A 26,780-nucleotide genomic window follows, 5' to 3' on the forward strand; every position below is an offset into this window, starting at 1 on the left:
GATTTAAGCCCCAACCACAAAAACGTTTGAACCTTCAGCGAGCGGTCTGTGGAATGCCCGGCGTGAAGAAGTCTCCTCTCGTCGCCCTATTCGCCCTACTGTTTGTGAGTCTGTTTTCGACCTCCTGCGAGTCCACCTTAGACTACGGCTACTATGTTGGAGAGCTGAACGACCAAACGATTTTGCAGTTGTTTGCCCTAAGCGACGAAGCCGCCACCAATCTTGATTTCAGCACCTACGAGAGCTTTTTCGCTCCTAACTATGTCGCTGTGGACGCTTACGACTCCAACCGGACTCGGATCTACCGCCAAGATTATCTGGGAATGGTGAAAGACATCTTCGATACGGCCAAAGAGATGATGGTTCAGTCCATGGTTATGGACATCGAATATTCGGCCACCGGCCAAGAGGCTTTGGTCAAGATCCAAGAGGAAGAAAAGGTGGTGCAGTTTGGTAACACCCGACACTACACGAGCCTGATCGATGTCGATGTGGCGATAGAAGACGGTTGGATCTTCATCAACAAAACGACCCGAACCTCAATGCAGGTCATCGAAGAATAGATCGTTCGCTAATCGCGAATCTCCATGGCGTTCACGGAATCTTCGGCCGAATAGTCGAATGATTTGCCCGCCATTTGGGCCGGTGGGTTTTCGCGATACCACTCAGCAGAATCCGCTAGGCCATCGTAATAATCGTTTGGTTCCTTGTACCCGAGATCCTTTCGGATCGCGGAGGTATCGATCAGCAAGTCTTGATTGAAATCGCCGGGAGTCTGCAGATACGGAGGCAATTCGTTGGCGGAAATCACTTTGATTCGCCCTTCCCAGCCCAAAACGAGGCCGAGATGCTCGAGGCGTTCCTTCATAGTAGGCGTTTTAAGCTCGCCAACATTGTAGACGCGGTGCCCTTCCCCTGGCTTTGTTGCCGCCAAAAACAGGGCGTGAGCTACGTCGCCTACATAGGAGTGAGTCCACCGCCAGGCAGCCTGATCGTGCCCGAGCAATACAAAAGGACGCTCGTCGAGCATCCGAACGATCATAGGGTAAAAGCGTCGATGGTAATCCTCAGGACCATAAATCGGGGGCAAACGGAGGACCGTACTGGGGTCCTTGGCATTTCGCATGATCTTCTCGACTACCAGCTTGTCCGCTCCCTCTCCATTCAAAGCTCTCGTGCGTAGTGGCGAGTTCTCATCGATCGGAACGGAAATCGAGGAGCCTGGTTCGGTTTCACGCAAGCGTCCGTGAGCCAGGTAGACATTGGTATTGCTCGTTACTACGGTGTGCGAGACTTGACCTTGAAACACGTCCAGAAAAGACGAGACCTCATCGCCAGAATTGGCCGATAAATGAATGGCCACGTCCGGTTTGAACTCGAGGCATTCCTCCCGATAAAAGCCGAGCGAAGCTTTGTCTACAGGGATATGGGTCACGAGTTCCTGCATATCCTCGGGAGGTGGGTTGGAGTCGGCTAGAGCTACCTCGACCTCATGCTGCACCAACTCTGCCATGAGGTTGGGGGCCATAAATCGAGCGCTTCCAATAATAAGGGCTTTCATACTAAAAAAAGGGGGAGCCGGGATCTTCAGCCCGACCTAGGTCAATCTGGTTCAAAGCCCCCCCTTCGCAACATTTTCATGGGAAATCACGATTTTTGTAGGAATAATTACAGGCCTCACTTCAATCACTCCCCAATCCTGCCAGGAAATCTCCTCTCACCATGTGCTCAATACGTACATCAAATCTCTATCTCATCATCTCAGCCGGACTCCTCCTTGCTGCTCTCAGTGGCTGTGCAAAAAAGGAGACCCAATACCACGCCACCATCCGCACTAACATGGGCGAGATCGTGGTTCGGCTATTCGAGACTGATGCTCCCAAAACGGTGAAAAACTTCATGGATCTCGCGGACGGGACCCGATTTCTGAAAGATGGCGAGAGCGTCGCACAAGCAAAGCCTTTCTACGACGGCTTGATTTTTCACCGGGTCATACCTGATTTTATGATTCAAGGAGGCGATCCGCTGGGCACAGGAATGGGTGGACCTGGCTATACATTCGAAGACGAAACGTACACGCCCGGACTGCCCATGAACGGAGTGATCGAAACCGAAGAAAGGGCAAAATACGTCTTCCAGAACGTAGTCGCTCCTCACCTACGTGAATATCGCGGCGAGAGCCCCATCGAATTCATAGCAGATCTGTACTCCAAAATGGAGGAAGCCAGAGGCTACGAACCAATGTTCGAAATCCAAGTACAGGAAGTTCTCGACGCCTTGGAATACCAAGAACCTTTGCTTGATAAGGGCGAGCTTCTCAACCACGTCGACTACGGAACTCTCTGCATGGCCAATTCTGGTCCCAATACCAACGGATCCCAGTTCTTTATCGTAACGAACAAAGAAGGAACGCCTTGGCTCGACGGAAAGCATACCGTATTCGGTAAAGTGATATCCGGAATGGAGGTAGCGGAAGCGATTTCGAAGGTCGAAACGGACCCGAACGATAAACCACTCGAAGATGTGATTATCGAGTCGATACGCGTCGCACCGGTAGAGGTGGAAGTTGAGAAACGGTCGTCGACTGAATAAGCCCTGGCTCGATTTCCCACCGTCCCCTTAAAGCAAATACAATTACTTCGGTAGTTCTAGTGTATCCGACGTCAAAGGGATCGGGCTAAACCTTAAGTTCCAGCACCGGTATTGCAATCGTAGTCGAAGCCACTGTTGTTGGCGGTATGAATCCACACCCACAAGTATCCTCCCCTTCGTGCATCAGCACTAAAGGCACGCGCCCCCTGCTCGCTCTATTCCTCTTTGGCCTGGCCATTTCAGCTTCTTTCAGCAATCGAGCGGAAGCGCTGACGTTGGAGCTCTATGGAGCGGTTCAAGATAACACTATGGTGATTCCGGAAAAATACTTGAATGGAGCACCCATTTTCACCGGTGAAGGAGAGTCTTACAGAGAATTCTATTTCCTTGAATTATTTTACTACGGCAAAATGGCGGACATGGAAGTCGGCGATTTTGTACGAATCGTATTGGACTTTTACCCCTCGAAAGACCAGCTCTTGCAGGTGGGCTCGGGAGCCGATCGAAAAGATGTGTACAGTCCGTTTGTTGTACAAGACACAGGGATCTTAAAAAATGCTACTTTTTATGACGCCGCAGGAAACGAGTTAGGGTCCGATGGCTCGGTATATACTTCAAGCTACGTCGATGAGTCTCTGCTCAAGTTTGATACCCTTTCTGGTCCGTATATGTACGATTTCAATTTCGAACTAGACCTCATCGAACTCACAGGAATTGGCTCAGCTATGATTCCACAGCTAGATTCTTACCTCCTTGGTGGTGGCGGCGTCTTGACTACGAAAATCTTCGGTGGTCGCTACCTCGACGAAGGAGCTCAAGGATGGGCTGGAGCAGCAGTAAGCGTCCCCGACTCAGGCAGCACGATCGCACTCCTCTCTCTGTCCCTGCTCGGAGTGGTATTAGTCAGACGCCGAGTCCGTCTGGCTTAAAGGGACCCTCGTAATTCTGGCGGTTGCGGCGTGTTAACCGCTTATCAATTTCGATTCCAAGAGTCTTTTGAAGTCAGAAAACAATGAAATCACCCACCCTCTCTCTATTAATTTTCTCCCTCTTTCTCTGTTCTTGCACCAACATAAACTATACATCGTATTCTTCAGGCCAACAGGTAGGTTATAGCCATATCAGGATAGAACCGGACCTCTATGCCGTCGGATATTTGGGCAAGCCCAAATCCTCTCGAGGAAAAGTCTTTGATCTCGCAGCATTGCGAGCATCCGAATTAGCGCAAGAAATCGGATATACCCATTTCGAGTTGAAAGCAGTAGAAAACATCAACACGAAAGAATTGAGGCTATATGAATATCCATTTTCTGATGTGGATCTAAACCGCTCTCGGTTTCCAGGTATAGTTGAAAGTCCGAAGAGTATTAGGGAAATGGAATTGGGCCAACCGACTGAGGTCGATATACCACACATAGTGCTCGTAGTTAAGTTTTCTAACTACGAAGGGCCTCCTTCAGATTTAGTGAACGATGCTGCAAAGACCGAACAGGATCTAAAAGCTAAATATAATATAAGATAATCCAAGATTTCAGGTTATTCTAATTGATCCAAGTCAAGCTGAACATTTTAGATTTACAGGCGATTCTCACTGGACAGAGCGAAGCTTTTCTAGGTTTGCGTCGCCACTGAGGCTCGTAAAACGGGGGACTGACAAAAATGCCCCGAGTGATCTGGTCCGCGAAATGCTTAAATCAACAAGAACGCTGCTACACCCGGGGGCCACAGTCACGGTATCTGCCTGAGCTTGAGCTAGTCTAGAGGAAATGGAAATTCAAATACGGACCGATGATCTCAGCGGTCCCGAAATAGCCAATTTTCTAGAGGAGCACCTCGAGGACATGAGATCAGTCTCTCCTCCTGAGAGTAAGCACGCCTTGGATCTAGACGGCTTACGGTCGGAGAAAGTCACCTTTTGGGTGGCTCTCTCAGCGAGAGAACTGGTAGGATGCATCGCCTTGAAGGAACTCGACCCGACACATGGCGAGATTAAATCCATGAGGACCAAGGACTCCGTCCGTGGTCGTGGAGTCGGACGCACCTTACTCCAGCACATTATATTGGAGGCACGTCTTAGAAAGTACGTGCGATTGAGTTTGGAGACGGGTAGGATGCCCTTCTTTTTGCCGGCACGCACTTTATATGCGAGCGTTGGCTTCATAGTCTGCGATCCATTTTCCGACTACAAGCCGGACCCCAATAGCGTTTTTATGACCATACCTATCCAAGGCTAGAAACGAACAAGAAAGCAAACGCGGTAGACTTAAATAGGCCCCGACGCTTGCAGTTCTTATCTTCGAATCAGCACGGATCCAGCTCTAAGGCCTTGTAACATTGCAAACGCAGTCGAATCAAACAAACGTCAGCTCCATGGATAATAGGGTTGTTAGCCTCAAGGATAAGGCTTCGAAATTAGAGGAAACTTGGTCGCCACGCGTCATTGGAGAAGTGAACGACTTTTACGCCAAGGTAGCGAAACTGAGGGGAAACTTTGCCTGGCATAAGCATGACGAAGAGGATGAGCTATTCTTGGTCATTTCAGGTTCTCTCAAAATCGAACTCGAGGATGGAGCAGTTGAGTTGAAGGAGGGAGAAATGTACGTTGTCCCTCGAGGGGAGATGCATAATCCAATCGCCGAAGAAGAGTGTTCTGTTTTACTCTTCGAAAGAAAATCGACTAAACACACGGGCGACTTGAAAATCGCTCGAACAAAAAGCGAAGAGGACCAACTTCGACCATTCTGAATCAGAACGAAATTGGAGACTTTCCGAGCAAGCCTAAATTTGAACCGGTCGACAGTCTAGCATTCGAGTCGCAAAGAAGCCCCCTCGCCGTGGCCGAGGGGGCTTGTGATTCCAAAGAACGCAAACATCATAGGCTACCTATCGGAGCCTTACATTTAAGATGTAGCTTCGACTAGAACTTGTATCCGAAAGTCAATGTCACATCCCGTCCCGGAGCGGCATAGCCATTCATGTAAGCGAAAGTGGTCTGCTCGTAATAATCGTTGTCGAAGATATTGCTCGCTGCGAGATTGATGGAAACGCCATCCAACGAGTCAGCGACGGGTTCCCAGCGAAGGAAAGCGTCGTGCACGATGGTGGAAGACTTCTTCGTCGTTCCTCTCGCTCCCGTGGTACTAACCGCTTGAACGTACTCCACAGTCCAGCCGGTCGTTATGCCCATCTCAGCGAGTCGGTACTCGAAGTTTCCGAGCCAGGTACGGCCGGTCTTCATATTAACACTGAGCGTCTCGTCGGTTACCGTTCCGTCTACATTCGTCACTTCTGGAGTGGATAGGATAACCCCCGCGCTCGCACGGAACTTGTCGATGTTCGCACCCACCATGAGCTCGTATCCATCCGCATAGTAGTCTCCCAGATTCGTACGAGGCGTGCCGCGAGGACGAGGGTTAATGACATTGTCGATGGTAGTTTCAAACAACTTGCCGCTGACAAAGTAGTCACCGAAGGTATACTCCAAACCGAATTCTAAATTGGTCGACTCTTCAGGCTTAATGTCCGGATCGGTTTCAGAGTTAGTGAGGTAGCTTTGCACCGGATAAACGCCTCGGAATGCCTCTGCATAGGTGGCGTGGAAAGTCAGATCCTGTGTGGCGTTGTAGAGCAAGGTGGCATTAGGGCTGAAACCTGATTGATCAAAGGTCGTGCCATCCCGCGACTCTAGGTCGTAGCTATCATAGCGAGCTCCTGCAGAGAGGAGAAATGCCTCGGATAGCTCCCAATCTGCCTGACCGTAGAAACCGAGAACCGATCCGACTTCATCCCCTTCGACTCTGTTGCTTCCGTAGGTGTCTTCCCGGAAATCAGTGCCGTAAGTGAAGGTCATTCCATTGTCTAGCAATAGGCTAGTATTACGCAGATCCAAGCCGACGGACTTGATCATGGCATTATTGGTATCGCCAATTAGACTTCGTTCAGTGGTGTAGAACTTGAAAGTCGTATCCACTGCGTCATTGCCGAGAGGATTAAAACCGTAATTGAAGGTGAGCGTTTCGCGTTCATTGATATTTGGAACCGAATCCTCTTCTCCAGGATAGACATTAGCTCGCAAAGAACCTGCACCCTGGTCCTTGATGTATTCGTAGCTCACTGACAAACTCTGAGATTCATCAATATTTCCAGAGACCTTGGCCAAAGCGCTTTTGCGGCGATAGTGAGTCTGGATCACTTCTTGGCCAGCGCCATCCGTATAGTTTCCGATGTCGGAATATCCAGTTGATACAAGATAGCTCCAGTCATCGCTAAGGAGGCCGTAACCCATAGCGTTCAGTTTATACCCGTCTTCACGATCCGCGTAGTAAGTGGCTTTCACTGATCCACCAACGGATTGGCCACTCTCAAGAAGGTCGAATCCATCCTTAGTCTCATATGCGAGAGAACCGCCGAGGGCTCCCGGTCCACTCAGAGCATTGGAGGTACCCGCACTGATCGAAATCGACTTGAGAAGGTCCGTTTCGATACTGCCTCCAGAACCCGCATGGTAAAATATCAGTCCGACCTGTTGAGCCCCGTCGATCGTGACGTTGGTCATGCTTGACTGGAGCCCTTGGATGTAGATGTCCTGGGTCTGAGTCCGGCCGCCACCCGCCTTGGCGGAGAGTGTTGTCTTGAAAAGACCTTCCAAATCCTCAGTCGACCACTGTTCGAGCGAAGCGCTATCTATTTCAGCGTCTGTCGTGACATCGCCGAGACTCGTCGGCAGCTCGGCTGTCGTGAGAGTGGTCTCTTCGAGAACAGTGTCGACTGGAGCTTCTTGAGCCACGCTCAAAGAGGCAAATCCCGCAAGAGCGGAGAGAGCCAGGAATTTGGTAGGGCCAAAAGGAGGCAGTTCGTTTGTATCCGTTTTCATAGTGTTGGGAAGTTAGGACGCCAAACTAACAACATTTTCGAACGAACGCCGCTCCATGAGGGAAAAGATCGACCCCAAAAAGGATTTAAAGGGTTTCGCAAAAAGCCGAATCAGGTTCGACTATGATTTACGGCCCTTGCGCAAAGAAAGAACTTCCTTCACGCGGGCGAGATAGGCAGCCACATTTTCCCTTGGGCGTAGTTTCTGAGATTCCTTGAGGAACTTTATACCTTCGGATAACCTTCCCCGCTCGACTTCCAATCTTCCAAGAGCGAGCAAGGCATCCGCTTCCACTGCATCAATTGCCGCTGCTCGTTCCAGAAAGAAGACCGCCTCCTCGCTACGTTCGGTCCTTTTGCAGAGATCTCCCAGGAGCAAAAGAGCCTGCCCAGATACTGGATTAGCCTGTACGATACTTTTCAATACGGACTCCGACTCGGAAAAATCCCCCATCTCCATAGCCACCTGAGCGCGACATAGCTGGTACTCTTCGCCTTTGCTCCACTCACCTTCGATTCCGGCGCTTGCGTCCAATGCGGCGATAAAGGAGTTTGCCTCCTCGAATAAGCGATAAGCCAACAGACGCTCGAGAGGCAAAAGGACTTTTTCTTTATCCAAACTATCTGCGTTTTCGACAGATTCTAAATAACGGTCGACCGCTAGTTCGTAAGCTCCACGGGCTAGATAAAGATCACCCAATAATACGAGGCTCGCCCAATCGACCTTTTCCATTTCGCGGAGGAATTCGATATTGGCGATCGCTTCTTGTCGCCGATCCAAAGCCACATAGGCATTCGCCTGCAGTAACCAGAATTCAGCGTTCTTCGGGTCTTGCTTCAACAATTCATCATAGAGAGAAATGGCCTGTTCCCGCTGGCCAGTCATGAGAAGACACTGGGCGAGTCCTTGTTTGAAATCCCGACTATCCGCATCAAACAAACGTGCCATTTCATAGGCTTTAAGAGCTGAGTAGTAGTTTTCTTGAGACAAATACGCATAGCCCAATAGCCCGTAGCTTTGGGCATCTCCCCCTCCAAGTGTAATAACATTCTTCCAGTCTTCGATCGAAGAGGCCTCCTCTCCAAGTTGTGTCCGGCACAATCCCAGCATTCGATGGGCTCGCCGGAAATTGGGCATTTTCTCTACCGCTCGTTCTAGCCAGACGATCGATTCGCCCATATCCCCCTGCACATAAAGTAGGCTTCCCAGGATAAAATCAAAACCAGCGGAGCTCTCCTCGCTGAGCTGAGGCTTGAGAAGCTCTATTGCCGCTGCGGTATCCGTATTGAGAAGAGGAGCGATCTCTTGATAGAATTCTAGATCCTCGGCACTCAAATCCGGCTCTATCTCAGTATTCGCGGAGTAGAGAGAGAAAAAATCGCCTCCACCGCGTGGCGCCCCGATGGAGGACAAGTCCGGCACAGCGGCCTGCACCCAATGAGTCGCCACTATTGATAGGACGCAAAATGCTCTTTGTGCCACGTGGCCACCAAGATTTCTAAAAGCCTTATCCAACATATCGATACATTCCAAATTACTTTTCCAGAGCCTGCATGAGCAGGGGCCATTCGCCGCGTACCTTCACTTTTTTCCCATCCACGACTGGAATCGAGAAGCGTGCCTTTTTAGCCACTCTCAACGCCTCCTCCACCAACTCTTCATGAGTGGACGATACCACACGCTCGACCGACACGAGACCTTCCTCGTCGATCACAACCAAAAGAACTACCCGTCCTTCGAGCACACCACGGGCTGATAAAGTACGTGGGAAGCGTACTCGCGGAACAGATACAAGACGGGGCGACTCGGCCATGTCGTCGAAACTGAAAATCTGTTCGATGCTTTCCATCACTTCCGTTTCGTCAGCAAAGTCCTGCAGCGGGGTAGCCATGGCAATGGCGTCGCTTGCTCCTGGATCCAGTTCCAAATCCAATTCCATAAGTGGAATGTCCTGAACGACTTGTTCGAACTTTGGAGGGGGAACCTCTTCCTCAGGCTGAGCATCTTCAGGAGGAGGCGGCGCCTCACGGGTCGGCGGGTTAAGAGTCAGCACTTGCCTGACCGTCATCGGAATCGGTTCTTCGTCTTCCAGCAATTGAGTTAGCGGGATCAACAGAAATAGCCCAAACGCCAAGACCACCGCGCTAATAAGGGCGATCCAGGATCCATGTTTCCAGTGAGCTACGTTATCCATCCCTTCAATTCTGGCTGGTTGCTAGGTTAATATTTTTTGCGCCCGCCAAAGAGGCTTCATCGTGAACGCGGGCATAAAGCTCTACTGGAGCTCTCTTATCCGACTGGATAATCACAGGCATCTGCTCGCGTTTGATCAAACGCCTAACCATGCCTCGCACACCATTTACGCCGATCTCCTCGCCGCCGTAGACGATTCGGCCGTCGTCTGTTATCGCGATCAAAATGGAGTTCTTTTCCAGATCAACAGAAGAGGATGCCCGCGGCCGCTGCACTTCGACTCCGGTCTCTTCCACGAAGACAGTTGTAACGATAAAGAATATCAAAAGAATGAATACAATATCGATGAGAGGCGAAATATTGATCTCGTTGTTCTTCTGCTCGCCAGTGAAGAGCATTTTTCGATTTTTCATCCTGCGAGATTCTCCCTCTTGGAAAAGGTTGAAGTAAACGGCAGCACCCGCCGCACCGGACATTGCTTTTGTCGCAATGCGAGTCTGGTGTTGTAGCGCTCCAGCGAGGACAAGCTCCTCTCCAGACATTGCCGCCTTTGGAATATAATTGCCAAGAGCACAAAACAGGGAATCGAGATAATCAGTCCGGATTGCGTCGTTATGAGCGCTTCGGAAATCCCTTTGATCATATTGTCAAACTTGCTAGCCCCCTCTTCTACCATCCCTCCAAAAGTGGAAAGCATCCCGGTGACAGTTCCGAGAAGGCCAATGAGAGGTCCAGTGGACGAAATGATCGCAAGAAACCGTATCCGCCGGTCCACGACGGGCAGATACTCGTGACGAACTTCCACGAAATGTCGCCTCACCATTTCCGGAGTTTCTGCGTCTTTTATGAGCAGCGACCCGACGGAGGTACGTACATCTCGAAACGCTCGGTCTATTTCCGCATCACTCATCCGATTCGCTCTTTTGCGAAAAAGCAGATGTGTATTCAAGCGAAGCAGGAGTTCTATTCCGGTGTAATAGATGTAGATCGTAAGGGCCAGAAGCGGTGCCATCAGCCACCCTCCACTGGTCCAGATACGAATCGATTCCGACCAAAAGCTTTGTAAGTCAAACCCCATGCAACCTAGTTTCCAACCGAGGGTCCACCTCGCCGATCGACCTTCCGAGAAAGGCTGTTAACGAAGGCAACCGAAAGCTTCTCCATGGAGGAGAGTACCCCTGCCACTTTGCGAGAAAGCAAAGCGTGGATGATAAGAGCAGGAATGGCTAAAACGAGACCTAGCTCCGTCGTTATGAGGGCTTCGGAGATACCGGAGATAAGCGGCTTGGGGTCGCCCGCTCCGAATACATTCATAAGCTTAAACGTTTTGATGATACCCGTCACGGTCCCAAGCAGTCCAAGCAAGGGGGCAATGGCAGCAGTCACTGCGATGACATTTAGGAAAGACTCCAATCGCGGTTGGGTATTCAGCATCGCCTCGTACATGACCTCTTCGACCAACTCGATCGATTCGTCTGCATTCTCCACTGCCTCCAACAACATCTCGCAGGACGGGCTCGATTGCCGACTCGCGATCTCGATTGCCTTGTCCTTGTCACCCAAACGAAGGGCTCTCGCAATTTCATGAGCGACCACTGGAGCGGTTGCCTTAATCTTATAAATCTGGATACACTTCGCTAGTGCAACGAGGAGTGACACGATCGCAAACCCGACAATCGGCACGACCCAAACGCCCCCCTTCTTGAGATGTTCCCAGATGCTGTCCTCAACGCCTTCCAAAGCTAAAGCGTTCCCAAGGGTGACATCTAAAGGAAGCATCCCCTTCCCCGCGCGGCTCGTTTCGGCGACCATTTCCGCCACGTTTGAATGGGTTTCGGCAATCCTCGCTCTGAGGCCTTCGCCCTCTTCGACCCAACCCGCTTCGCTTCCAGCATCGTCTGAAAAGAAAAGCATCGGTCCTACTTGCGTGAATACGCCTTCCAACAGACGACCGTCAGAGCTCAAAGCTTCACCCGAATAACGATACCCTCCGAAGATTCTCTCAACCCGCTCGAGACCGGCTTCAATCATCGAGAGATTTGCCTCTAGTTCCGCGAGCCGATCGCCATCATCCGCTTCCAAGGCAAGGCTGCGAGTTCGTGGGGCATTCTGGTCGGAGGCGATTTCGCCCACTGAAAGCGCGCTTTCGAAATTGGCGGCGAACTCGCCGAATAACACCCGGTCGATATAGTCGTATTGCTTGTTGGTCTCCCGTACGGCTGTTCTCAACTCATCCAGACTTAGACTATTATTGTCTCGCAGAGATCGAGCCGAGGCTACTGCTTTGCGCGATTCGGCGACTTGTCTCTCCAGATCATTGTAGGTCTTGGCCAGGGGAATCTGTTTTTGGAAAATCTCCTCTCTTTGTGCCTCTAGTCGGGCAATCGCAGACTCCAGTTTTTCCTGCTGCCTTGCCGCCAAGTCATCAATCGTCTGGCCGCTTACAAGGCTAACGACTGCGCAACTTATCGTGAATACACTCAAACGGCCAATGCCGTTAACTAGCGATTTCATCATTTCGTTTCCCTCCTAGAGCTGCCCCAGCTCAAATGGTAAGGCGATGAAGCGAGCGTCTTGGTCCCTACCGGTTGCCAATTCGATCGCTTGCATAATTTCCTGACGGAGCTCCGGCTCGGAAACCCAGTTCCAACCTTCGCGGGAGACGACGCCGTAACCCGCGTCACCACTCGCCTCGTCAATGTAGTAAGCTGCTCCAAGCCCGACCCAAAGGGTCGTAAGCTCATTTTTGCCGCCGTTGGCTACCTCTCGAATTTCACTATCCACCACGACCCTATCGTCGAACTCAAACATACGGCTCAAGATCGTCACCACAGTTTGCATACGTTCCGCAGCGCCCATGCGAGTTTCCGAGGGAGACTCCGGAATTCTTAGAAACAAGGGTTGCAATGATTCTTGCAACGGAGCGGGCAAGGACTTTTCGAGCGGCTTAATTCGAGCTTCCATGGTCGCAAGGAACTCGCGAACGCGAGTCAAACGCTCCTTGGCCGCCATTTCATCCTCCCGCAGGGCCAAGCGAGTTTCATTGGACTTGTTCGATTCGGCAGCGAGTCGGCTTTGCTCTTCCTCGAGCGTTTGCATTTCGAGTTCCGCCAGCTTTATCAGATCCTGCAGCGCAGCTTCCTTTTCGAGCCAGGCGACTTTCTCTTGGGAAATGGCTTCCTCTATTTGGACCCATCGCTCGACGAGGTTTCGGGCGTCAGCGAGCTGGTCACCCCACATAAAGCCGCAACTAAAACTAGTAGCTGTTAATGTTATAAGTAGTCTGAATTTCATCCTGTCCTTCTCGCACGACCACAGGAATATCCAGACATCGGGACCGATCCGACTACCTTCAAGGTGTGGAATTGGGCCCGATCTCCGATAAACGCAGTCGTCCGCTTATGCTATAAGAGTGGCTTAACACGAACCACCCCGAAACGGATTTAGCCTGCCCGAAGCCGGATTTTTTTGCTTGGTCGACTCGCGGCAGGATATCTTCTCTTCCGCTCCAAAACCATTGCCATCCCTAATTTTTGCCTCATACACAGGCAACAAATCCTATGGCCTCCACTACCGTATTTACCATTGCCAATCAAAAAGGCGGCGTCGGCAAAACAACGACCGCTGTCAATCTAGCTGCCGCTCTCGCGGATCAGAAGATCCCTACTCTGCTCATCGACCTCGACCCGCAGGCCAATGCCACCAGCGGGCTCGGAATCGAAAAACAAGAAGGACGCAGCGTCTATCCTGTCCTTCTAGGCGAAGGAGCCATCGAAGATATGGTGGTAGATACAGGGCGCAAAAACCTGTCCTTGCTGACTTCGGAGATGGACTTGGCCGCAGCGGAAATCGAGCTCGCCCAGCGTGAAGACTACCTCTTGCAGCTCAAGCAAGCCCTGACTCCGCTTTTCGAATCGGGCGAATACCGAGCAGTGGTCATCGATTGTCCCCCTGCCCTTGGCATGTTGTCGATGAACAGCCTCGCCGCGGCGGACTATCTACTCGTCGCCTTGCAGTGCGAGTACCTCGCTCTCGAAGGCCTCGGCCAAATTCTTTCCGTGGTAGATCGCCTCCATGAAGCGGGAGTAAACGAGAACCTGGAAGTGGGTGGCATCATCATGACCATGTTCGATATCCGCACCAATCTTTCGCGTGAGGTGGTCGAGGAAGTTCGAACCAACCTTCCTGAGAAGATTTTTGACACCGTGATTCCCCGTACGATCCGCCTCAGCGAAGCGCCTTCCTTCGGTCAATCGATTTTCGAATACGACAAGATGAACCCCGGTGCGACAGCTTACCGCAACTTAGCCAAGGAGATCATCAAACGCTTCTCCTTGCGCAAGAAATAGTCCCCGCCCGGCATGGTTGCTTCTAAAATTAAACGCTTGATCAAATCCGTATCCAAAGAATCCGGCAAAAAAGCCGCGGACGAGAGCGTCAACGCCGCAGAACTTCCAGCCGACAAGGTAAAGAAACTTGAGAAGAAGCTGGGCTATTCCTTCAAAAACAAGGGCCTGCTGCACCAGTCCCTGACTCACCCCTCCTTTCTTCTCAACACCAAGGACCAGCTCAAGAATAACCAAAGGCTCGAATTCCTAGGCGACTCCGTCATCCAACTGGTCCTCACCGAAAAGCTCTTCGCTAAGTTTCCAAAATATCGCGAAGGCAAGCTGACCGCGATCCGTTCCGGCTACGCCCGCGGCGATTTCATGGCTGGAATTGCCCGTGAATTGGAATTGGGCACCTATCTGATACTGAAGCAGAAGGACCGCCTAGCAGGAGTTGCGGATGGGGATTCGGCATTGGGCGACGCATTCGAGGCCCTCATCGGAGCAGTCTATCTTGACTCTGGATTTGAGACCAGCCGCAAGATCATTCTGGATCTCTACAATAATCTGGATACGGCACCCAAAGCGAAAGGCGGAATATCCAATCCGAAAGGGAAGTTGCAGGAGCTGATCCAGCCCGTCCACGGAAACAACGCATTGCGTTACGAAACTGTTGGCCAAAAGGGTGAAGCCCACGAGCGCGAGTTCGAAATCGCGGTTTTCTGTAACGACGAAAAACTGGGCAGCGGAATCGGCAGAACCAAAAAGGAAGCCGCGGAAAAAGCGGCTCGCATCGCGATCTCGAAACTAGAGTCCGAAAAGCCGGCCTAGCTGTCAGAGGGAGCATTGCAATCCGCCATCCTTCTCCTTCGTCAACTAGCCCCGTGTCCGACCTTTCTCGCAGCAACCGAAGCATTCTTCTCCCTCCCGACCTGAGCCAATGGGATCAGGCTATCGGCGTGAGTGAAGAAGCCGTAGCTCCTATCGTCGAAGACTGGATCCAAGGGCGGAAAAGCAAGCTGCAAATCGTCGTCGTCCGCAACTCCAGCATAGCGGAACAATTGGCGGCCGACCTCGCGTACTTTCATCGGTTATCTCGCCAATCTGAGGCAAATCCCGACTTCCTCTACTTTCCGGAATCGTCCGATCGCGGAAACGACGAAGATGCCTCGGCTGACCAATTTGAAACCGGCAGCGAAAGGATCGCGATCCTCTCGAAAATCCGATCTCCCGAGAAGCGGATCACCCTCGTGACCACTGCCAAAGCCTTGGCTCAAAAGGTTCCTTCCGCCAAAGCACTGGAATCCACGCAGATCACGCTCAAGCCCGGAGAGGAACACGTTTTCGAAGAGCTCATCGCCCAGATCGAGCAGCTGGACTATGATAGCGAAGGGCTCTGCGAAGCGCCGGGGCAATTCGCTCGCCGCGGCGGCTTGATAGACATCTACCCCATCTCATCCGACAAGCCTTACCGAATCGACTTTTTCGGTGATGATATCGACGCCATCAAAGAGCTCGACCCCGTAAGCCAGCGTTCAGGCAAGGCGGTCGACAGCCTCGTCATCGACGCATCTCCCACGCTGGAAATGCAGGCCGCCGAGAACGGGATCTCAGATCATCTTCCTTCGTTGGTTTCCTGGGCCATCGTCGAACCAGACCAGATTCTGGAAAGCTTCGATACCGCTCTGGAACAAGCCAGCGGCCACAGCATCGGCAAAGCCTGGACCCAGCTCCGCGACGCTCGCGCTGGCCACTCGGATGATTGGGCCACCTTTTCCGACCTCGATCTCGACAGCGAGGAAGACCCGACTGCACGCTCGACTACTTACGAAGCGGAATCGCTCAGCTTTTATCGTCCCATACCCGATAGCGCCAAATTCGCCGACGAACGGCTCGCGGATGAACAATCCGCTCGTATCCAGTTTCTGGACCAAGTTTCACGCTGGAGCAAAAAGGGTGAAAAGGTCTTCGTGGTCCTCCCCAACGAAAGCGACAAAAAGCGGATCGAAGAACTGATAGCCGAGTCTGATCAGCTCTCAAAAATCGACTTTACCTTCTGGGAAGGCGATTTAAATCAAGGCTTCCGCATCCACTTCAGGCCAAAGCTGGGAAAACTCTCCTGGCCCTCTCTGAAAGGAACCAAGGGCTGCGTACTCATCACCGAAACGGAACTATTCGGGCGACGTCGCGGACGCAAGCCGCCTACTCGCCAAAAAGCATTAGTCAGCCAATCCCAGGTGGATCAGCTGCTCGATTTCGCAGAGCTGGTTGACGGAGAATTCGTCGTACACCTGCAGCACGGAATCGCTCTCTACCGCGGTATCACGAAAGTGGATATGCAAGGCCAGATGCGAGAGGTTCTCTCCCTGGAATTCGACGAAGGCGTGGCACTTCACATCCCCTTGCAGGAGGCACATTTGATCAGCCGTTACGTCGGGATTTCCAAAACGCGACCCAAGCTCGGCAAGATCGGCTCCAACCGCTGGGGCAAGACCCGAGAAGCTGCAGAGCGAGCTACGCTAGACCTCGCTGCCAAACTGCTCGAGTTACAGGCCAAACGTGACAGCGGAGGCGGGCACGCTTTCGCCTCCGATACGGAGTGGCAAACGGAGTTCGAAAGCTCCTTCCCCTTCAAGGAAACACCCGACCAGCTCAAAGCTATTAAGGAATCCAAAGCGGACATGGAAAAGCCCATCCCCATGGATCGGCTTATCTGTGGCGACGTGGGATTTGGCAAAACGGAAGTCGCTATCCGGGCTGCTTTCAAAGCTGTGATGGACGGCAAACAAGTCGTTATCCTGGTACCGACCACCGTGCTTGCCCAACAGCATTTCCTCAATTTTCGCGATCGCATGGCCGGCTACCCGATCGTGGTGGAAACCGTCAGCCGTTTCCGCAAGCCAGCTGAAATCAAAAAGATCCTACAATCCACTGCTCAAGGCAGAGTAGACATCCTCGTCGGCACACATCGAGTCCTGCAAAAGGACGTTTCCTTCAAGGATCTCGGACTAGCGATCATCGACGAAGAGCAACGCTTTGGATTGAAGCACAAGGAGATCTTCAAGGAATGGCGATCGACGGTGGACATCATGACCATGTCCGCTACGCCCATTCCCCGCACGCTCTACATGGCGCTTACGGGGGCTCGCGAACTGAGCGTCATCGAAACGGCGCCCGTCGAAAGAAAGCCCATCCAAACCATTGTCAAAAGCTACGACGACGCTCTGGTGGCAGAGGTGGTACGGCGTGAGATAGCCCGCGGCGGACAGGTTTTCTACTTGCACAATCGTGTCCAAACCATCGATACGGTGGCGGCCAAGTTGCGAACTCTAGTACCGGAGGTCACCATTGGCGTCGGGCACGGACAAATGGACGAGAAGCGGCTTGAGCAAGTGATGCTCGATTTCGTTAACCAGAAATACCAGGTCTTGGTTTGCACCACGATCATCGAGTCGGGATTGGATATTCCCAACTGCAATACCATCATAATCGAGGGAGCGGATCGTTTCGGCCTTTCGCAGCTTTACCAGCTACGAGGACGCGTGGGCCGCTTCAAACGGCAGGCCTACGCCTACCTGCTTCTGCACAAGCACAAGCGACTCATGGACGTGGCTCGCAAGAGACTGGCAGCCATACGCCAACACAATCAGCTCGGAGCCGGCTTCCGACTCGCCATGCGGGATCTCGAACTGCGTGGAGCGGGCAACCTGCTAGGCAGCGAGCAATCCGGACACATCGTAGGCGTCGGGTTTGAGCTTTATTGCCAACTGTTGAAGCAAAGCGTCGCCCGTCTCAAGGGAGACGCCGCCGCTACCCAGATTCGGGCAAGCGTGAAGCTCGACTTCGTCTACCAGGGCGAAGGGGAAATGCAGGCCGCCAACCGTCACGAGGACGGGTTTACAGTGCTGAAACGCTTGGATTTGAAAGAAGGCATGTGCGAGCCGATTCAGGCCCGCATCCCAGCCAGTTTCATCAGCGAAACGCGCCTTCGCATCGACCTCTACCGTAAGCTTGCGCTTGCGGGCAGTCCATCGGCGGTACGCGAGCTACGGGAAACCATTATTGACCGCTTCGGCAAGTTTCCGACCGAGGTGGAAGCCCTGTTAAGATTAACAGAGATACGTTGTCTTGCGGAACAAAGGAACATCCATTCGGTCGAGTCCCAAGGCAATCGATTGAAATGCCGGATTTACAAAGGCCGAGAGTCGGATTACATCAAACTCGGAAGCCGGTTCCCCCGCCTCAATGCCAATAATGCCTTGAAACGGCTAAACGAAATCCTTGTCTTCCTCAATAATTTGCCTAGTCACCGCTCTTAGCCCTGATGCCGAGCACACCTTATATGATTAAAAAAGCGACCATTCTCCTCTCTCTGATCTTTCCCCTCGCCATTGGTTTTGCCCAAACGACAACTCCGAAAGGCGCACGCTTGGCGAACAGCATCGCGGCGATCGCAGAGGACAAGATTATCACCGTAGAAGAAGTACGACGCGAACTTCAGCCGTTCCTGCCTCAAATCCAGGCAGATTCACAAGGCGATCCGGTTAAATTCCGTCAGCTCATCGAGGAGATGGAGTCTGATATTATCCAGAATCTAACCGACAACGTCCTGATCGTAAAACAGTTCTACGACGATAAGGGCCAAATCCCCGCTAGCTTCGTGGACAATGAGATCGAGGAGACCATCATCACCAAATTCGAAGGCAAGCGCTCCCTCTACCTCGACTACCTGAAGTCGATCGGCAAGACACCAGAAGAGCACCGCACCATGATCAAGGAAGAGATCATCGTGAACTACATGCGCAGCAAGATGCGCAAATCCGCCTCCATCGTCAGCCCGGTTCGCATCGAGGAATTTTACGAACAGTACAAGCAGGAGTTCTTCGAGGAAGAAGCCATCCACTTGCGTTTGATCCGCCTCACCAAATTGGCAGATGAGAGCGAAGAAGTACTCAAGCAGACCGCGGACGAAATTTACGAGAAGCTCGAAATGGGCTTCGCCTTCGACGAACTGGCAGCGAAATACAGCAACGACCCGAAGGCCAAAAAAGGCGGAGACTGGGGCTGGGTAACGCGCGGTTCGCTCATCGAACAACTCGCAGAGCCAGCCTTCGCCCTGAAGGAAGGCGACTTCAGCGACCCGATCCAAATCAAGAGCAACCTCTTCATCCTTTACTGCGAGGAGCACCGTCCGGAGGGCTACATGCCGCTTCCCGAGGTTCGCGACAATATCGAGGAAATCCTGATTTCCAGCATGGCTCGCGAAGCGGAAGAGAAGTTCCTAGAGCGTCTACGCCGCGACGGCTACGTTCGCCGCTTCAACTAATCACGGTTTTACCCGCGCGGACTGTTTTCGGTCCGTGCTTTTTTGTGTCCGCTCACAGCCGGATTCCGCTGTTGCTTATCCGGAGAAATACGTATGCCATGGATTCGCTCTTCGGAGCCTGTTACCCCACCCCGAAATCCATGCCTCAAGAAACTTATCGCACTCCCAAGCTCCGCGATATCAGCGTAAACGAACGTCCTCAGGAGCGACTCGAAGCCCACGGTCCCCAAAGCCTCAGCGACACTGAGCTTATGGCCATGATTCTGCGAAGCGGCAGCAAGGGCCGCAATGTGCTGAGCGTCGCCTCGGAGATTCTCCAACAAGCGTCCTCCCTCAACGGGCTCCTGAAGTGGAGCGACGCGGAATTCAAAAAGATAAAGGGGGTCGGCAAAGTGAAGGCCCTCCAACTTGTTACCATAATCGAGATTTGCCGACGCATCCGAGATCGCTCCCCGGTCTCCGAGCCGGTGCTCGATAGCCCAGACCTCGTAGCGGACTACCTGAAACGCGAAGCCGAAGAGCTCGAGGTAGAAAAGTTTTGGACCCTTTGCCTGAACCGGAAGAACCGTATCATCAAAAAGGTCGAAATCACCTCTGGCACCGCCTCAAACAGTCTGGTGCACCCTCGCGAGGTCTTCCGAGAGGCCATCCGCCATGGAGCATCCGCAGTGATCTGCGCCCATAACCACCCAAGTGGCGATCCCGCTCCAAGCGCCGCGGATATCAAGGTCACCCGCCAGCTGCGCGAGGCCGCCAAAGTGATTGGGATCGACCTTCTCGATCACGTCGTCGTTGGAAACAACCGCCATGATCCCAAAGGCTTGGGCTACTACAGTTTCCAAGAATCGGGGCTCCTTTGAACATCCCTGTACCCCTCGGGCACCCGACAACGGCACGGTATCCAGAATTCAAAAACGGCTTCAAAGAGGGGCCCTCCCACTGGGGTGAAACTTTTCTTAAATTTACACTTGAACTTTGTTTCAAAACCGGAACTGTAGGCGGCCTTTCACCGGTCGGTGGGATACTCAAGCGGCCAACGAGGGCAGACTGTAAATCTGCTGGGGAAACCCTACACAGGTTCGAATCCTGTTCCCACCACCATTTTTCCGGTTTCGGAAAACACGATGAAAATCAAAAATGACGACCATGCCGCTGGTCGTTTTTTTGTGTCCGCATCCCTGCCTTCAACCAATTGACTCATTCGATAACGCGAATCGCGGAATCGACGCATTTTCTTCACCTGACAAATGGACAGTTCACTCTTCGATTACGACTTGCCGCAGGAACGCATCGCTCAAGAGCCTGCTCCTGTCCGCGACGCGTCCCGCCTCCTAGTCGTACACCGAAAGGAACGTAAGATCGAGCACCGCCAATTCTCGGACTTGGCGGACTACTTGGGAACTGGAGACTCGATTTTCCGCAACAATGCTCGCGTACTGCCCGCTCGCCTATTCGCACAGCGACCCACTGGAGGCGCCGCTGAATGCCTTCTCTTGCGCCCCGCAAACGATGACGGACTGCAGTGGTGGACGCTCCTTCGCCCTGGCAAGAAATTGCCGTTGGGATCGACCTTTGGAAGAGACGGCCTCTTCCAGGCATTCGTGGAGGAAAAAAACGAAAAGGCCGAATATCGGGTTCGTTTCGAGTTGGAGACTCACAACTCTGTGGCCTCCTTAGCCGAGGATTTGGGGAAGATGCCGCTTCCTCCCTATATCGACCGAGAAAAGTCCGATCAGCGGGACGAGGCGGACAAGGAACGGTATCAGACCATTTACGCATCGGCGGAGCGCTCCGTCGCCGCAGCGGCCCCGACCGCCGGATTGCACTTCACTCCCGAAGTGGTGAGTAAGCTGCAAGCCAAGGGAGCAAACTTCTACGACCTTTCCCTGCATGTAGGCATGGGTACTTTCAAGCCATTGCAGACCGAGCGAATCGAGGATCATCAGATCCATCGCGAAATCTACGAGATCCCGGAGAGCACTCAAAAAGCCCTGCGGGAAAGTGGAGGCTCACGAAAAGTTTGCGTAGGCACCACCAGCGTTCGGAGCATCGAGGACTATTTTGCCAAAACCGACAAAATCGTCTCAGGGAACTTTGTAGCCGAGGCGGGCATCTTCATCTACCCGCCGCGGGCCTTTGCCGGAGTGGATGCACTCATCACCAATTTTCACCAGCCGAACTCTACTTTGCTCTGCTTGGTGTCCTCATTTCTTGCTCCTGGCGAAATGGACGGAATCGAGTGGCTAAAGGAAATTTACGCCGAGGCAATCGACCGAAAGTACCGCTTTCTTAGCTACGGCGACGCCATGCTCATCCTTTGACAAGCGAGACCCAATCCTGTAATCTCGCCAAATCCATAAATTAAATCAGCCAATCCCATGGGCCAATTTGAGAAAGCTTCCATCAGCAGCATAGTCGAAGACGCAACTTTCGACTTTACGATGGGCGACGCCGAAATCGGTATCGCCAAACTTCAAGCAGCCCTACAAGAGCAGCCAGAAGCCTTCGAGGCGTGGCATGCCTTGTGCGAGATTTTCTACTCGGAAAAACGCTACGACGAGGCTCTTGAGGCCGCTGAGAAAGCGCACGCCCTGAAACCCGACGATCTCTTCGTAAATACCAGTTTGTCCCGCATCTGGCTGGAAAAAGGATCGAAGGAAAAAGCCGAGCACTTCGGGGCCCAAGCCCGTATGGCTAGCTGGAAGGATCAGCTGCAAAACCCAGACAGCGCCTCATCCCAATCGGATTTGGCCTAATCCCCACAAAAACAACGACTTTTCGCCAAAGATTAGGAAGGCTTTAAAGCCTCGACATTCCTGAGATAACACCCAAATTCCACCCCCTTTTACGGGACAGGCCTATGGACAACAATTACTCGCTAGATTTCGAACAGCCGCTACGCGGACTCATCGAACAGATGGAGCACTTGCACCAGCTGTCAGCTGAGAACAACATCGACCTATCGAAAGAGATACGGGGAATCGAGAAGAAGATCGAAGAAACGAAACGCTCGATCTACAGCAATCTCACCCCTTGGCAGCGAGTACAATTGGCCCGTCATCCACAGCGTCCCTATGCCTACGACTACATCGAACGGATTTTCACCGGCTTCCAGGAGCTCCACGGCGACCGCGCCTTCCGCGACGACCGCGCGATTATCGGCGGAACCGCATTCCTTAATGGGGAATCCGTCATGGTCATCGCCCAGCACAAAGGCCGTACCACCCGTGAAAAGCTGAAGCACAACTTTGGCAGCCCCTATCCGGAAGGATACCGCAAGGCGCTTCGCCTCATGAAGATCGCCGATAAATTCGACCTCCCGATCATCACCTTCGTCGACACCCAGGGAGCCTACCCTGGAGTCGCGTCCGAAGAACGCCACGTTTCCGAGGCGATCGCGGTCAATCTGCGTGAAATGAGCCTCATGGGATCTCCCATCATCTCTACCGTTATCGGCGAAGGCGGTTCCGGCGGAGCTCTCGGTATCGCGGTGGCCAACAAGATCCTAATCCTCGAAAACGCATACTACTCTGTGATTTCACCCGAAGGTTGCGCCGCGATCCTCTGGAAGGACCGTGCCGCAGCTCCGCAGGCAGCTGAGGCTCTCAAATTTGGGGCCTCCGAAATTCACAAGCTGGGCATTGCTGACGGCGTGATCCCCGAACCAATTGGCGGAGCGCACAACGACCCAGACGCAGCCGCCGCCAATCTCAAGGGCGAGATCGTAAAACACCTAGCAGATCTCAAGAAACTCACCCGCGAAGAACGAATCGAACAACGCTACCAGCGCTTCCGCAACATGGGCGTTTTCGAAGAAGAAATCAGCGACGGAAAAGTCGTACCCATCGAAGAAGCAGCCTCCTAGGCTAAACTCGTCATTCCAAGCAGCCTCCAACCGAACAAAATGAGCGCAAATTCAGACCTGAAATCGTCCTCCAAGACCAGCTCCGTCACCATCGAAAACGGTGCCGACGTCGTCGTCGAAGCCCTCGTGCGTGAAGGTGTCGACGTGATCTTCGCCTACCCAGGCGGAGCTTCGCTCGAGATGCACCAGTCACTCGCCAAGCGCAAGGACGACATCCGGACGATCCTCCCTCGTCACGAGCAAGGCGGCTCATTCGCCGCGGAAGGATATGCCCGAGTAACCGGCAAGGCCGGCGTCTGTATGGCGACCTCCGGACCGGGAGCAACCAACTTGATGACCGCGATTGCAGACGCATTCATGGACAGCACGCCGCTGGTCTGCATCACCGGACAGGTTTATTCAAAATTCATCGGCAAGGCAGCGTTCCAGGAAACCGACTTCTTCGGCATGACGCTTCCCGTGGTCAAGCACAGCTACCTCGTGTTGGATGTGAACGACCTGCCTCGCATCATGAAGGAAGCCTTCAAGATCGCCACAACCGGTCGTCCTGGCCCCGTCGTGGTAGACATTCCCAAGGATGTTCAACAAGCGGCGGTTAATCCCGTTTGGCCAACCGACGAACAAGTCCCTTACCGCGAGTCCAAGCTTCCGGAAAACGCCTCAGATCGCGAGCTGGAGAACGTTCTGAGCCTGATCGAAGACGCAAAGCGTCCAGTCATCTATTTCGGTGGCGGTGTTGTTTCCGCGGAAGCCCACAAGGAACTTACGGAATTCGCCGAAAGAACCGGTATTCCAGTAGCGTCCACCCTCATGGGGGCCGGCTCCTTCCCTGAAACGCATCCATTGTCCCTCAAGTGGTTCGGCATGCACGGATCCGCTTTCGGAAACTGGGCGGTCCACCAAAGCGACTTGCTCCTCACTTTCGGAGCCCGTTTCGACGACCGTATCACAGGTGACGCCTCCAAGTTCGCTCCTCAAGCGGAAATCGTGCACATCGATGTTGATCCATCCGAGCACAACAAGAACAAGATCGTCCACCATCCGATCGTCTCCGACATCAAGTACGCCCTTGGACGCATGCTGGAGTTGATGGGGATACGGGGTTTCAAAAAGCCGAATCTCGAAGCGTGGCAAAACCAGTGCACCGAGTGGAAGAGAGATTTCCCATTCACTTACGAGGAGAGCGAGCACATCATCCCACAGCACGCGGTCAAAACGCTCTGCAAGCTAACCAAGGGTGACGCCATCATTACCACTGGCGTGGGACAGCACCAAATGTTTGCCGCCCAATTCTACGATTTCAACTACCCACGCAGCTTGATTTCATCCCTTGGCTTGGGATCCATGGGCTATGGCTATCCATCCGCAATCGGAGCCAAAGTCGCGTGCCCAGAGCGACAAGTCATCGACATCGATGGTGACGGCTCTTTCGCCATGAACGTGCAGGAATTGGCCACCGCGAAAATCGAAAAGATCGCCGCCAAGGCCATGATCCTAAACAACCAGCACCTTGGTATGGTCGTGCAGTGGGAAGACCGTTTCTACAACAGCGTTCGCGGAAACACGATTCTCGGAGACGAGTCCAACATCGGCACTCCCGAAAACTTAGGCGGACTCTACCCGGACTACGTTAAGATCGCTGAGGGCTTCGGACTTCCGGGTCGCCGCGTCCACAAGAAGAGCGAGCTCGAAGACGCCATCCAGGAGATGCTCGATAGTGAGGAGGCCTTCGTCCTGGACGTAATCACGCCTTACGACGAGCACGTGCTGCCAATGATTCCAGCCGGCAAGACTGTCGATCAAATGATCGTACGTTAATCCGCCCAGAGCGTATTCAAATTTCAAAGCCGCTTCTCGATTTCGAGAGGCGGCTTTTTATTGCTGCAACAACGCTCAGAGTTCTCGGCTAGGAGAATACAGTAGCCAACTTTCCACTACGCTCGTCAGCCATCAAGGTATCTTCGTCGCCGTAGTGCTTTGTATCCACAAAAATCTGCGGAACGGTTGTCTGTCCACCGGAGCGTCGCTCCATCTCCTTGAAGTTGCCGGTGGGAAGTTTCACGCCTGCAACAATAGCGACTTCCTTCCACTTGTACGGGATCCTGTGCTTCTTCAGGATATCCTCTGCTTTTCTGCAATAGGGGCATTGTTTGCTGCCAAATAATTCTACGTCTTTCATAGCCTCAACTAATCTCAATCACAACCGCGGTTATATTGTCCCTACCCGATTCTTCAAATGCTTCCTTAACGAGGCGATTGGCTGGTTCCATCTGAGCGAACCGAGGCGGAGGATTCCGCACAAGCTCCTCAAGCCGACGGTCCCAAACACCATCGGTTACTCCATCCGAGCAGAAAACAAAGCGATCACCCTGCTCGATTCCAACCGAACCAACTTGGGGCTCGATCTTGCGACACCGCCCTCCTAGGACTTGTTGCAACACGTTGCGTTCCGGGTGGTTACGCGCTTCCCGTTCATTGATTTTGCCCTCTCTCAACAACCACCCCACGTGCGTGTGGTCTTCGGAAAGTTGACGGCAGCCGCCGCTTGCCGGGAGGTAATATATTCGGCTATCACCGATATGGCAGAAATGAAACCAACCGGGAGACAGCCAACCTAGGCTCAGTGTAGCGCCCATACCCCTACACTCTTCGTAGTAGGCCGACATGCTAGTCATCTCTTTATGGATACGCTCGAATAGTTCCGTCAATATTTCAGCTGAACCACGCTTTAAGCCGATCGCAGATAGCTTGAATGCCTTCGGCAATAGATCGGCGATCTTTTGCACTGCGATGCGACTAGCGAATTCGCCCGCATTTGCTCCACCCATTCCGTCACTAACAGCGAATACAAAATCGCCCTTAACCATCGGGGCCATGCCCGTTTTGCCCAGGTACTGCAATCCCTCCGCATTGAAGGTTAGGGCAAGGAATGCATCCTCGTTATTTTTACGATAGCGGCCTGGGTCGGTTAAGCCCGACCACTCCACTCCAGTCTTATCGTTGTACTCACTCATCTACTTTGCGCTCAAAGTCTCCTCCCCGAGCAAGTTCCGCGTCGTCAATGGTCAAGCCCTCTCCCGTCTCGATCAATGTAGCAAACTCGAAATCGATAAGGCAGAAGCGTCCAAGATGAGGATTGTAAGTTACGTTTCTTGTGAAGGCATCTCCATGACGAACGCCGTAAGTTTCTAGTTCTTCGAAAAGCATACGCTCTTTTTCCGAGCTAATCTTCTGCACGATGTTTCCACAGTTTGAAGTCACAATGTAAAGCCGGTCCGGATACTCTTCCAGCAACTTAGGGACGAACTCGCAGCCTCTCGTTTCCAGGTATCGCAAAACCCGGACCTCGTTCTCGAAACGTTCCTTCGAAAGGAGTCCTTTGTACTTCTTGTGAACCCTTCCATCGAAGCCGATTCGAACCTCTGCTCTTTGCGTATCTTTGATCTCTTGCATGATCGTTTTTGAGCTTTGCAGATAAAAGCGTGAATCCAACCAATTATTTAAACCAGAAAAGTAAAATAAGTTGAAACTAGGCGCGCGTTTTGCTGATTTCGGAGTCCGTTCCAGTGGCGGCGACACTCCTTTGGAAATGCCTCCTAGTCA

The 26,780-nt window shown here is 52.6% G+C and carries 26 protein-coding genes and 1 tRNA gene; 16 read left to right on the forward strand and 11 right to left on the reverse strand.

Annotated features, from left to right (window positions below):
- Positions 1 to 26 precede the first annotated feature (26 nt).
- Positions 27 to 563, forward strand: a complete 537-nt coding sequence (locus tag H5P27_RS16005) for a hypothetical protein (protein ID WP_185661434.1) — start codon at positions 27 to 29, stop codon at positions 561 to 563.
- A gap of 8 nt (positions 564 to 571) precedes the next feature.
- Here the strand turns inward: H5P27_RS16005 and H5P27_RS16010 are convergent, their stop codons facing one another.
- Complete coding sequence (locus tag H5P27_RS16010) at positions 572 to 1,561, reverse strand: NAD-dependent epimerase/dehydratase family protein (RefSeq protein WP_185661435.1); 990 nt, start codon at positions 1,559 to 1,561, stop codon at positions 572 to 574.
- Positions 1,562 to 1,722: 161 nt separating this feature from the next.
- Here H5P27_RS16010 and H5P27_RS16015 point away from each other — a divergent pair, with 161 nt between their 5' ends.
- The 5 genes from H5P27_RS16015 to H5P27_RS16035 all read left to right on the forward strand — a co-directional run bounded on the left by H5P27_RS16015 (position 1,723) and on the right by H5P27_RS16035 (position 5,337).
- A complete protein-coding gene (locus tag H5P27_RS16015; protein ID WP_185661436.1) occupies positions 1,723 to 2,592 on the forward strand; it encodes a peptidylprolyl isomerase in 870 nt (289 codons plus the stop codon).
- 146 nt (positions 2,593 to 2,738) lie between these two features.
- A complete protein-coding gene (locus H5P27_RS16020) occupies positions 2,739 to 3,521 on the forward strand; it encodes a VPDSG-CTERM sorting domain-containing protein (protein ID WP_185661437.1) in 783 nt (260 codons plus the stop codon).
- A gap of 83 nt (positions 3,522 to 3,604) precedes the next feature.
- A complete protein-coding gene (locus H5P27_RS16025; RefSeq protein WP_185661438.1) occupies positions 3,605 to 4,114 on the forward strand; it encodes a CC0125/CC1285 family lipoprotein in 510 nt (169 codons plus the stop codon).
- Positions 4,115 to 4,364: 250 nt separating this feature from the next.
- Positions 4,365 to 4,826, forward strand: coding sequence for a GNAT family N-acetyltransferase (locus H5P27_RS16030; protein WP_185662130.1), 462 nt, complete (start codon positions 4,365 to 4,367; stop codon positions 4,824 to 4,826).
- 136 nt (positions 4,827 to 4,962) lie between these two features.
- Positions 4,963 to 5,337, forward strand: coding sequence for a cupin domain-containing protein (locus H5P27_RS16035; RefSeq protein WP_185661439.1), 375 nt, complete (start codon positions 4,963 to 4,965; stop codon positions 5,335 to 5,337).
- A gap of 172 nt (positions 5,338 to 5,509) precedes the next feature.
- On the opposite strand, the gene H5P27_RS16040 is transcribed toward H5P27_RS16035, so the two are convergent.
- The 7 genes from H5P27_RS16040 to H5P27_RS16070 form a co-directional block, all read right to left on the reverse strand.
- Positions 5,510 to 7,465 carry a TonB-dependent receptor domain-containing protein gene (locus H5P27_RS16040; RefSeq protein WP_185661440.1) on the reverse strand — a complete coding sequence of 652 codons (1,956 nt, stop codon included), beginning with the start codon at positions 7,463 to 7,465 and terminating at the stop codon, positions 5,510 to 5,512.
- A 120-nt stretch (positions 7,466 to 7,585) separates the two neighbouring features.
- A complete protein-coding gene (locus tag H5P27_RS19830; RefSeq protein WP_185661441.1) occupies positions 7,586 to 8,947 on the reverse strand; it encodes a tetratricopeptide repeat protein in 1,362 nt (453 codons plus the stop codon).
- 52 nt (positions 8,948 to 8,999) lie between these two features.
- On the reverse strand, positions 9,000 to 9,659 hold the full coding sequence (locus tag H5P27_RS16050) for an energy transducer TonB (protein ID WP_185661442.1): 660 nt from the start codon (positions 9,657 to 9,659) through the stop codon (positions 9,000 to 9,002).
- A 4-nt stretch (positions 9,660 to 9,663) separates the two neighbouring features.
- Positions 9,664 to 10,071, reverse strand: a complete 408-nt coding sequence (locus tag H5P27_RS16055; RefSeq protein WP_185661443.1) for an ExbD/TolR family protein — start codon at positions 10,069 to 10,071, stop codon at positions 9,664 to 9,666.
- The gene (locus tag H5P27_RS16060; RefSeq protein WP_185661444.1) at positions 10,068 to 10,736 is read right to left on the reverse strand and encodes a MotA/TolQ/ExbB proton channel family protein; all 669 of its coding nucleotides are present in this window, start codon (positions 10,734 to 10,736) and stop codon (positions 10,068 to 10,070) included. Before H5P27_RS16060 ends, H5P27_RS16055 begins: the two co-directional genes overlap by 4 nt.
- A gap of 5 nt (positions 10,737 to 10,741) precedes the next feature.
- A complete protein-coding gene (locus tag H5P27_RS16065; RefSeq protein WP_185661445.1) occupies positions 10,742 to 12,175 on the reverse strand; it encodes a MotA/TolQ/ExbB proton channel family protein in 1,434 nt (477 codons plus the stop codon).
- A 12-nt stretch (positions 12,176 to 12,187) separates the two neighbouring features.
- Positions 12,188 to 12,952, reverse strand: coding sequence for a DUF3450 family protein (locus tag H5P27_RS16070; protein ID WP_185661446.1), 765 nt, complete (start codon positions 12,950 to 12,952; stop codon positions 12,188 to 12,190).
- A gap of 266 nt (positions 12,953 to 13,218) precedes the next feature.
- Here H5P27_RS16070 and H5P27_RS16075 point away from each other — a divergent pair, with 266 nt between their 5' ends.
- The 10 genes from H5P27_RS16075 (at position 13,219) to ilvB (ending at position 24,995) form a co-directional block, all read left to right on the forward strand.
- Entirely contained in the window at positions 13,219 to 14,007 is a 789-nt protein-coding gene (locus H5P27_RS16075) for a ParA family protein (protein WP_185661447.1), read from the forward strand.
- Between the two features lie 12 nt (positions 14,008 to 14,019).
- Positions 14,020 to 14,817, forward strand: coding sequence for a ribonuclease III (gene rnc, locus H5P27_RS16080; RefSeq protein WP_185661448.1), 798 nt, complete (start codon positions 14,020 to 14,022; stop codon positions 14,815 to 14,817).
- A 53-nt stretch (positions 14,818 to 14,870) separates the two neighbouring features.
- A complete protein-coding gene (gene mfd / locus H5P27_RS16085) occupies positions 14,871 to 18,305 on the forward strand; it encodes a transcription-repair coupling factor (protein ID WP_185661449.1) in 3,435 nt (1,144 codons plus the stop codon).
- Positions 18,306 to 18,328: 23 nt separating this feature from the next.
- Positions 18,329 to 19,312 (forward strand): peptidylprolyl isomerase, encoded by a 984-nt coding sequence (locus H5P27_RS16090; RefSeq protein WP_185661450.1) that lies wholly within the window; start codon positions 18,329 to 18,331, stop codon positions 19,310 to 19,312.
- Positions 19,313 to 19,452: 140 nt separating this feature from the next.
- Positions 19,453 to 20,172: a RadC family protein gene (gene radC / locus H5P27_RS16095; RefSeq protein WP_185661451.1), complete on the forward strand. Its 720-nt coding sequence runs from the start codon at positions 19,453 to 19,455 to the stop codon at positions 20,170 to 20,172.
- A gap of 155 nt (positions 20,173 to 20,327) precedes the next feature.
- Positions 20,328 to 20,413, forward strand: a tRNA-Tyr gene (locus tag H5P27_RS16100).
- Positions 20,414 to 20,559: 146 nt separating this feature from the next.
- Complete coding sequence (gene queA / locus H5P27_RS16105) at positions 20,560 to 21,633, forward strand: tRNA preQ1(34) S-adenosylmethionine ribosyltransferase-isomerase QueA (RefSeq protein ID WP_185661452.1); 1,074 nt, start codon at positions 20,560 to 20,562, stop codon at positions 21,631 to 21,633.
- 57 nt (positions 21,634 to 21,690) lie between these two features.
- On the forward strand, positions 21,691 to 22,068 hold the full coding sequence (locus H5P27_RS16110; protein WP_185661453.1) for a tetratricopeptide repeat protein: 378 nt from the start codon (positions 21,691 to 21,693) through the stop codon (positions 22,066 to 22,068).
- Between the two features lie 104 nt (positions 22,069 to 22,172).
- Positions 22,173 to 23,177 carry an acetyl-CoA carboxylase carboxyltransferase subunit alpha gene (locus tag H5P27_RS16115; protein WP_185661454.1) on the forward strand — a complete coding sequence of 335 codons (1,005 nt, stop codon included), beginning with the start codon at positions 22,173 to 22,175 and terminating at the stop codon, positions 23,175 to 23,177.
- A 39-nt stretch (positions 23,178 to 23,216) separates the two neighbouring features.
- The gene (ilvB, locus tag H5P27_RS16120; protein WP_185661455.1) at positions 23,217 to 24,995 is read left to right on the forward strand and encodes a biosynthetic-type acetolactate synthase large subunit; all 1,779 of its coding nucleotides are present in this window, start codon (positions 23,217 to 23,219) and stop codon (positions 24,993 to 24,995) included.
- Between the two features lie 88 nt (positions 24,996 to 25,083).
- Here ilvB and H5P27_RS16125 read toward each other — a convergent pair whose 3' ends face one another.
- The 3 genes from H5P27_RS16125 to H5P27_RS16135 are packed head-to-tail and all read right to left on the reverse strand — an operon-like array spanning position 25,084 to position 26,630.
- Complete coding sequence (locus H5P27_RS16125; protein ID WP_185661456.1) at positions 25,084 to 25,356, reverse strand: glutaredoxin domain-containing protein; 273 nt, start codon at positions 25,354 to 25,356, stop codon at positions 25,084 to 25,086.
- Positions 25,357 to 25,360: 4 nt separating this feature from the next.
- A complete protein-coding gene (locus H5P27_RS16130; RefSeq protein WP_185661457.1) occupies positions 25,361 to 26,191 on the reverse strand; it encodes a PP2C family protein-serine/threonine phosphatase in 831 nt (276 codons plus the stop codon).
- Positions 26,184 to 26,630: a BUD32 family EKC/KEOPS complex subunit gene (locus H5P27_RS16135; protein ID WP_185661458.1), complete on the reverse strand. Its 447-nt coding sequence runs from the start codon at positions 26,628 to 26,630 to the stop codon at positions 26,184 to 26,186. Before H5P27_RS16135 ends, H5P27_RS16130 begins: the two co-directional genes overlap by 8 nt.
- Positions 26,631 to 26,780 lie beyond the last annotated feature (150 nt).

This window comes from Pelagicoccus albus (genome assembly GCF_014230145.1).
In the GTDB taxonomy this organism is placed as follows: domain Bacteria; phylum Verrucomicrobiota; class Verrucomicrobiia; order Opitutales; family Opitutaceae; genus Pelagicoccus; species Pelagicoccus albus.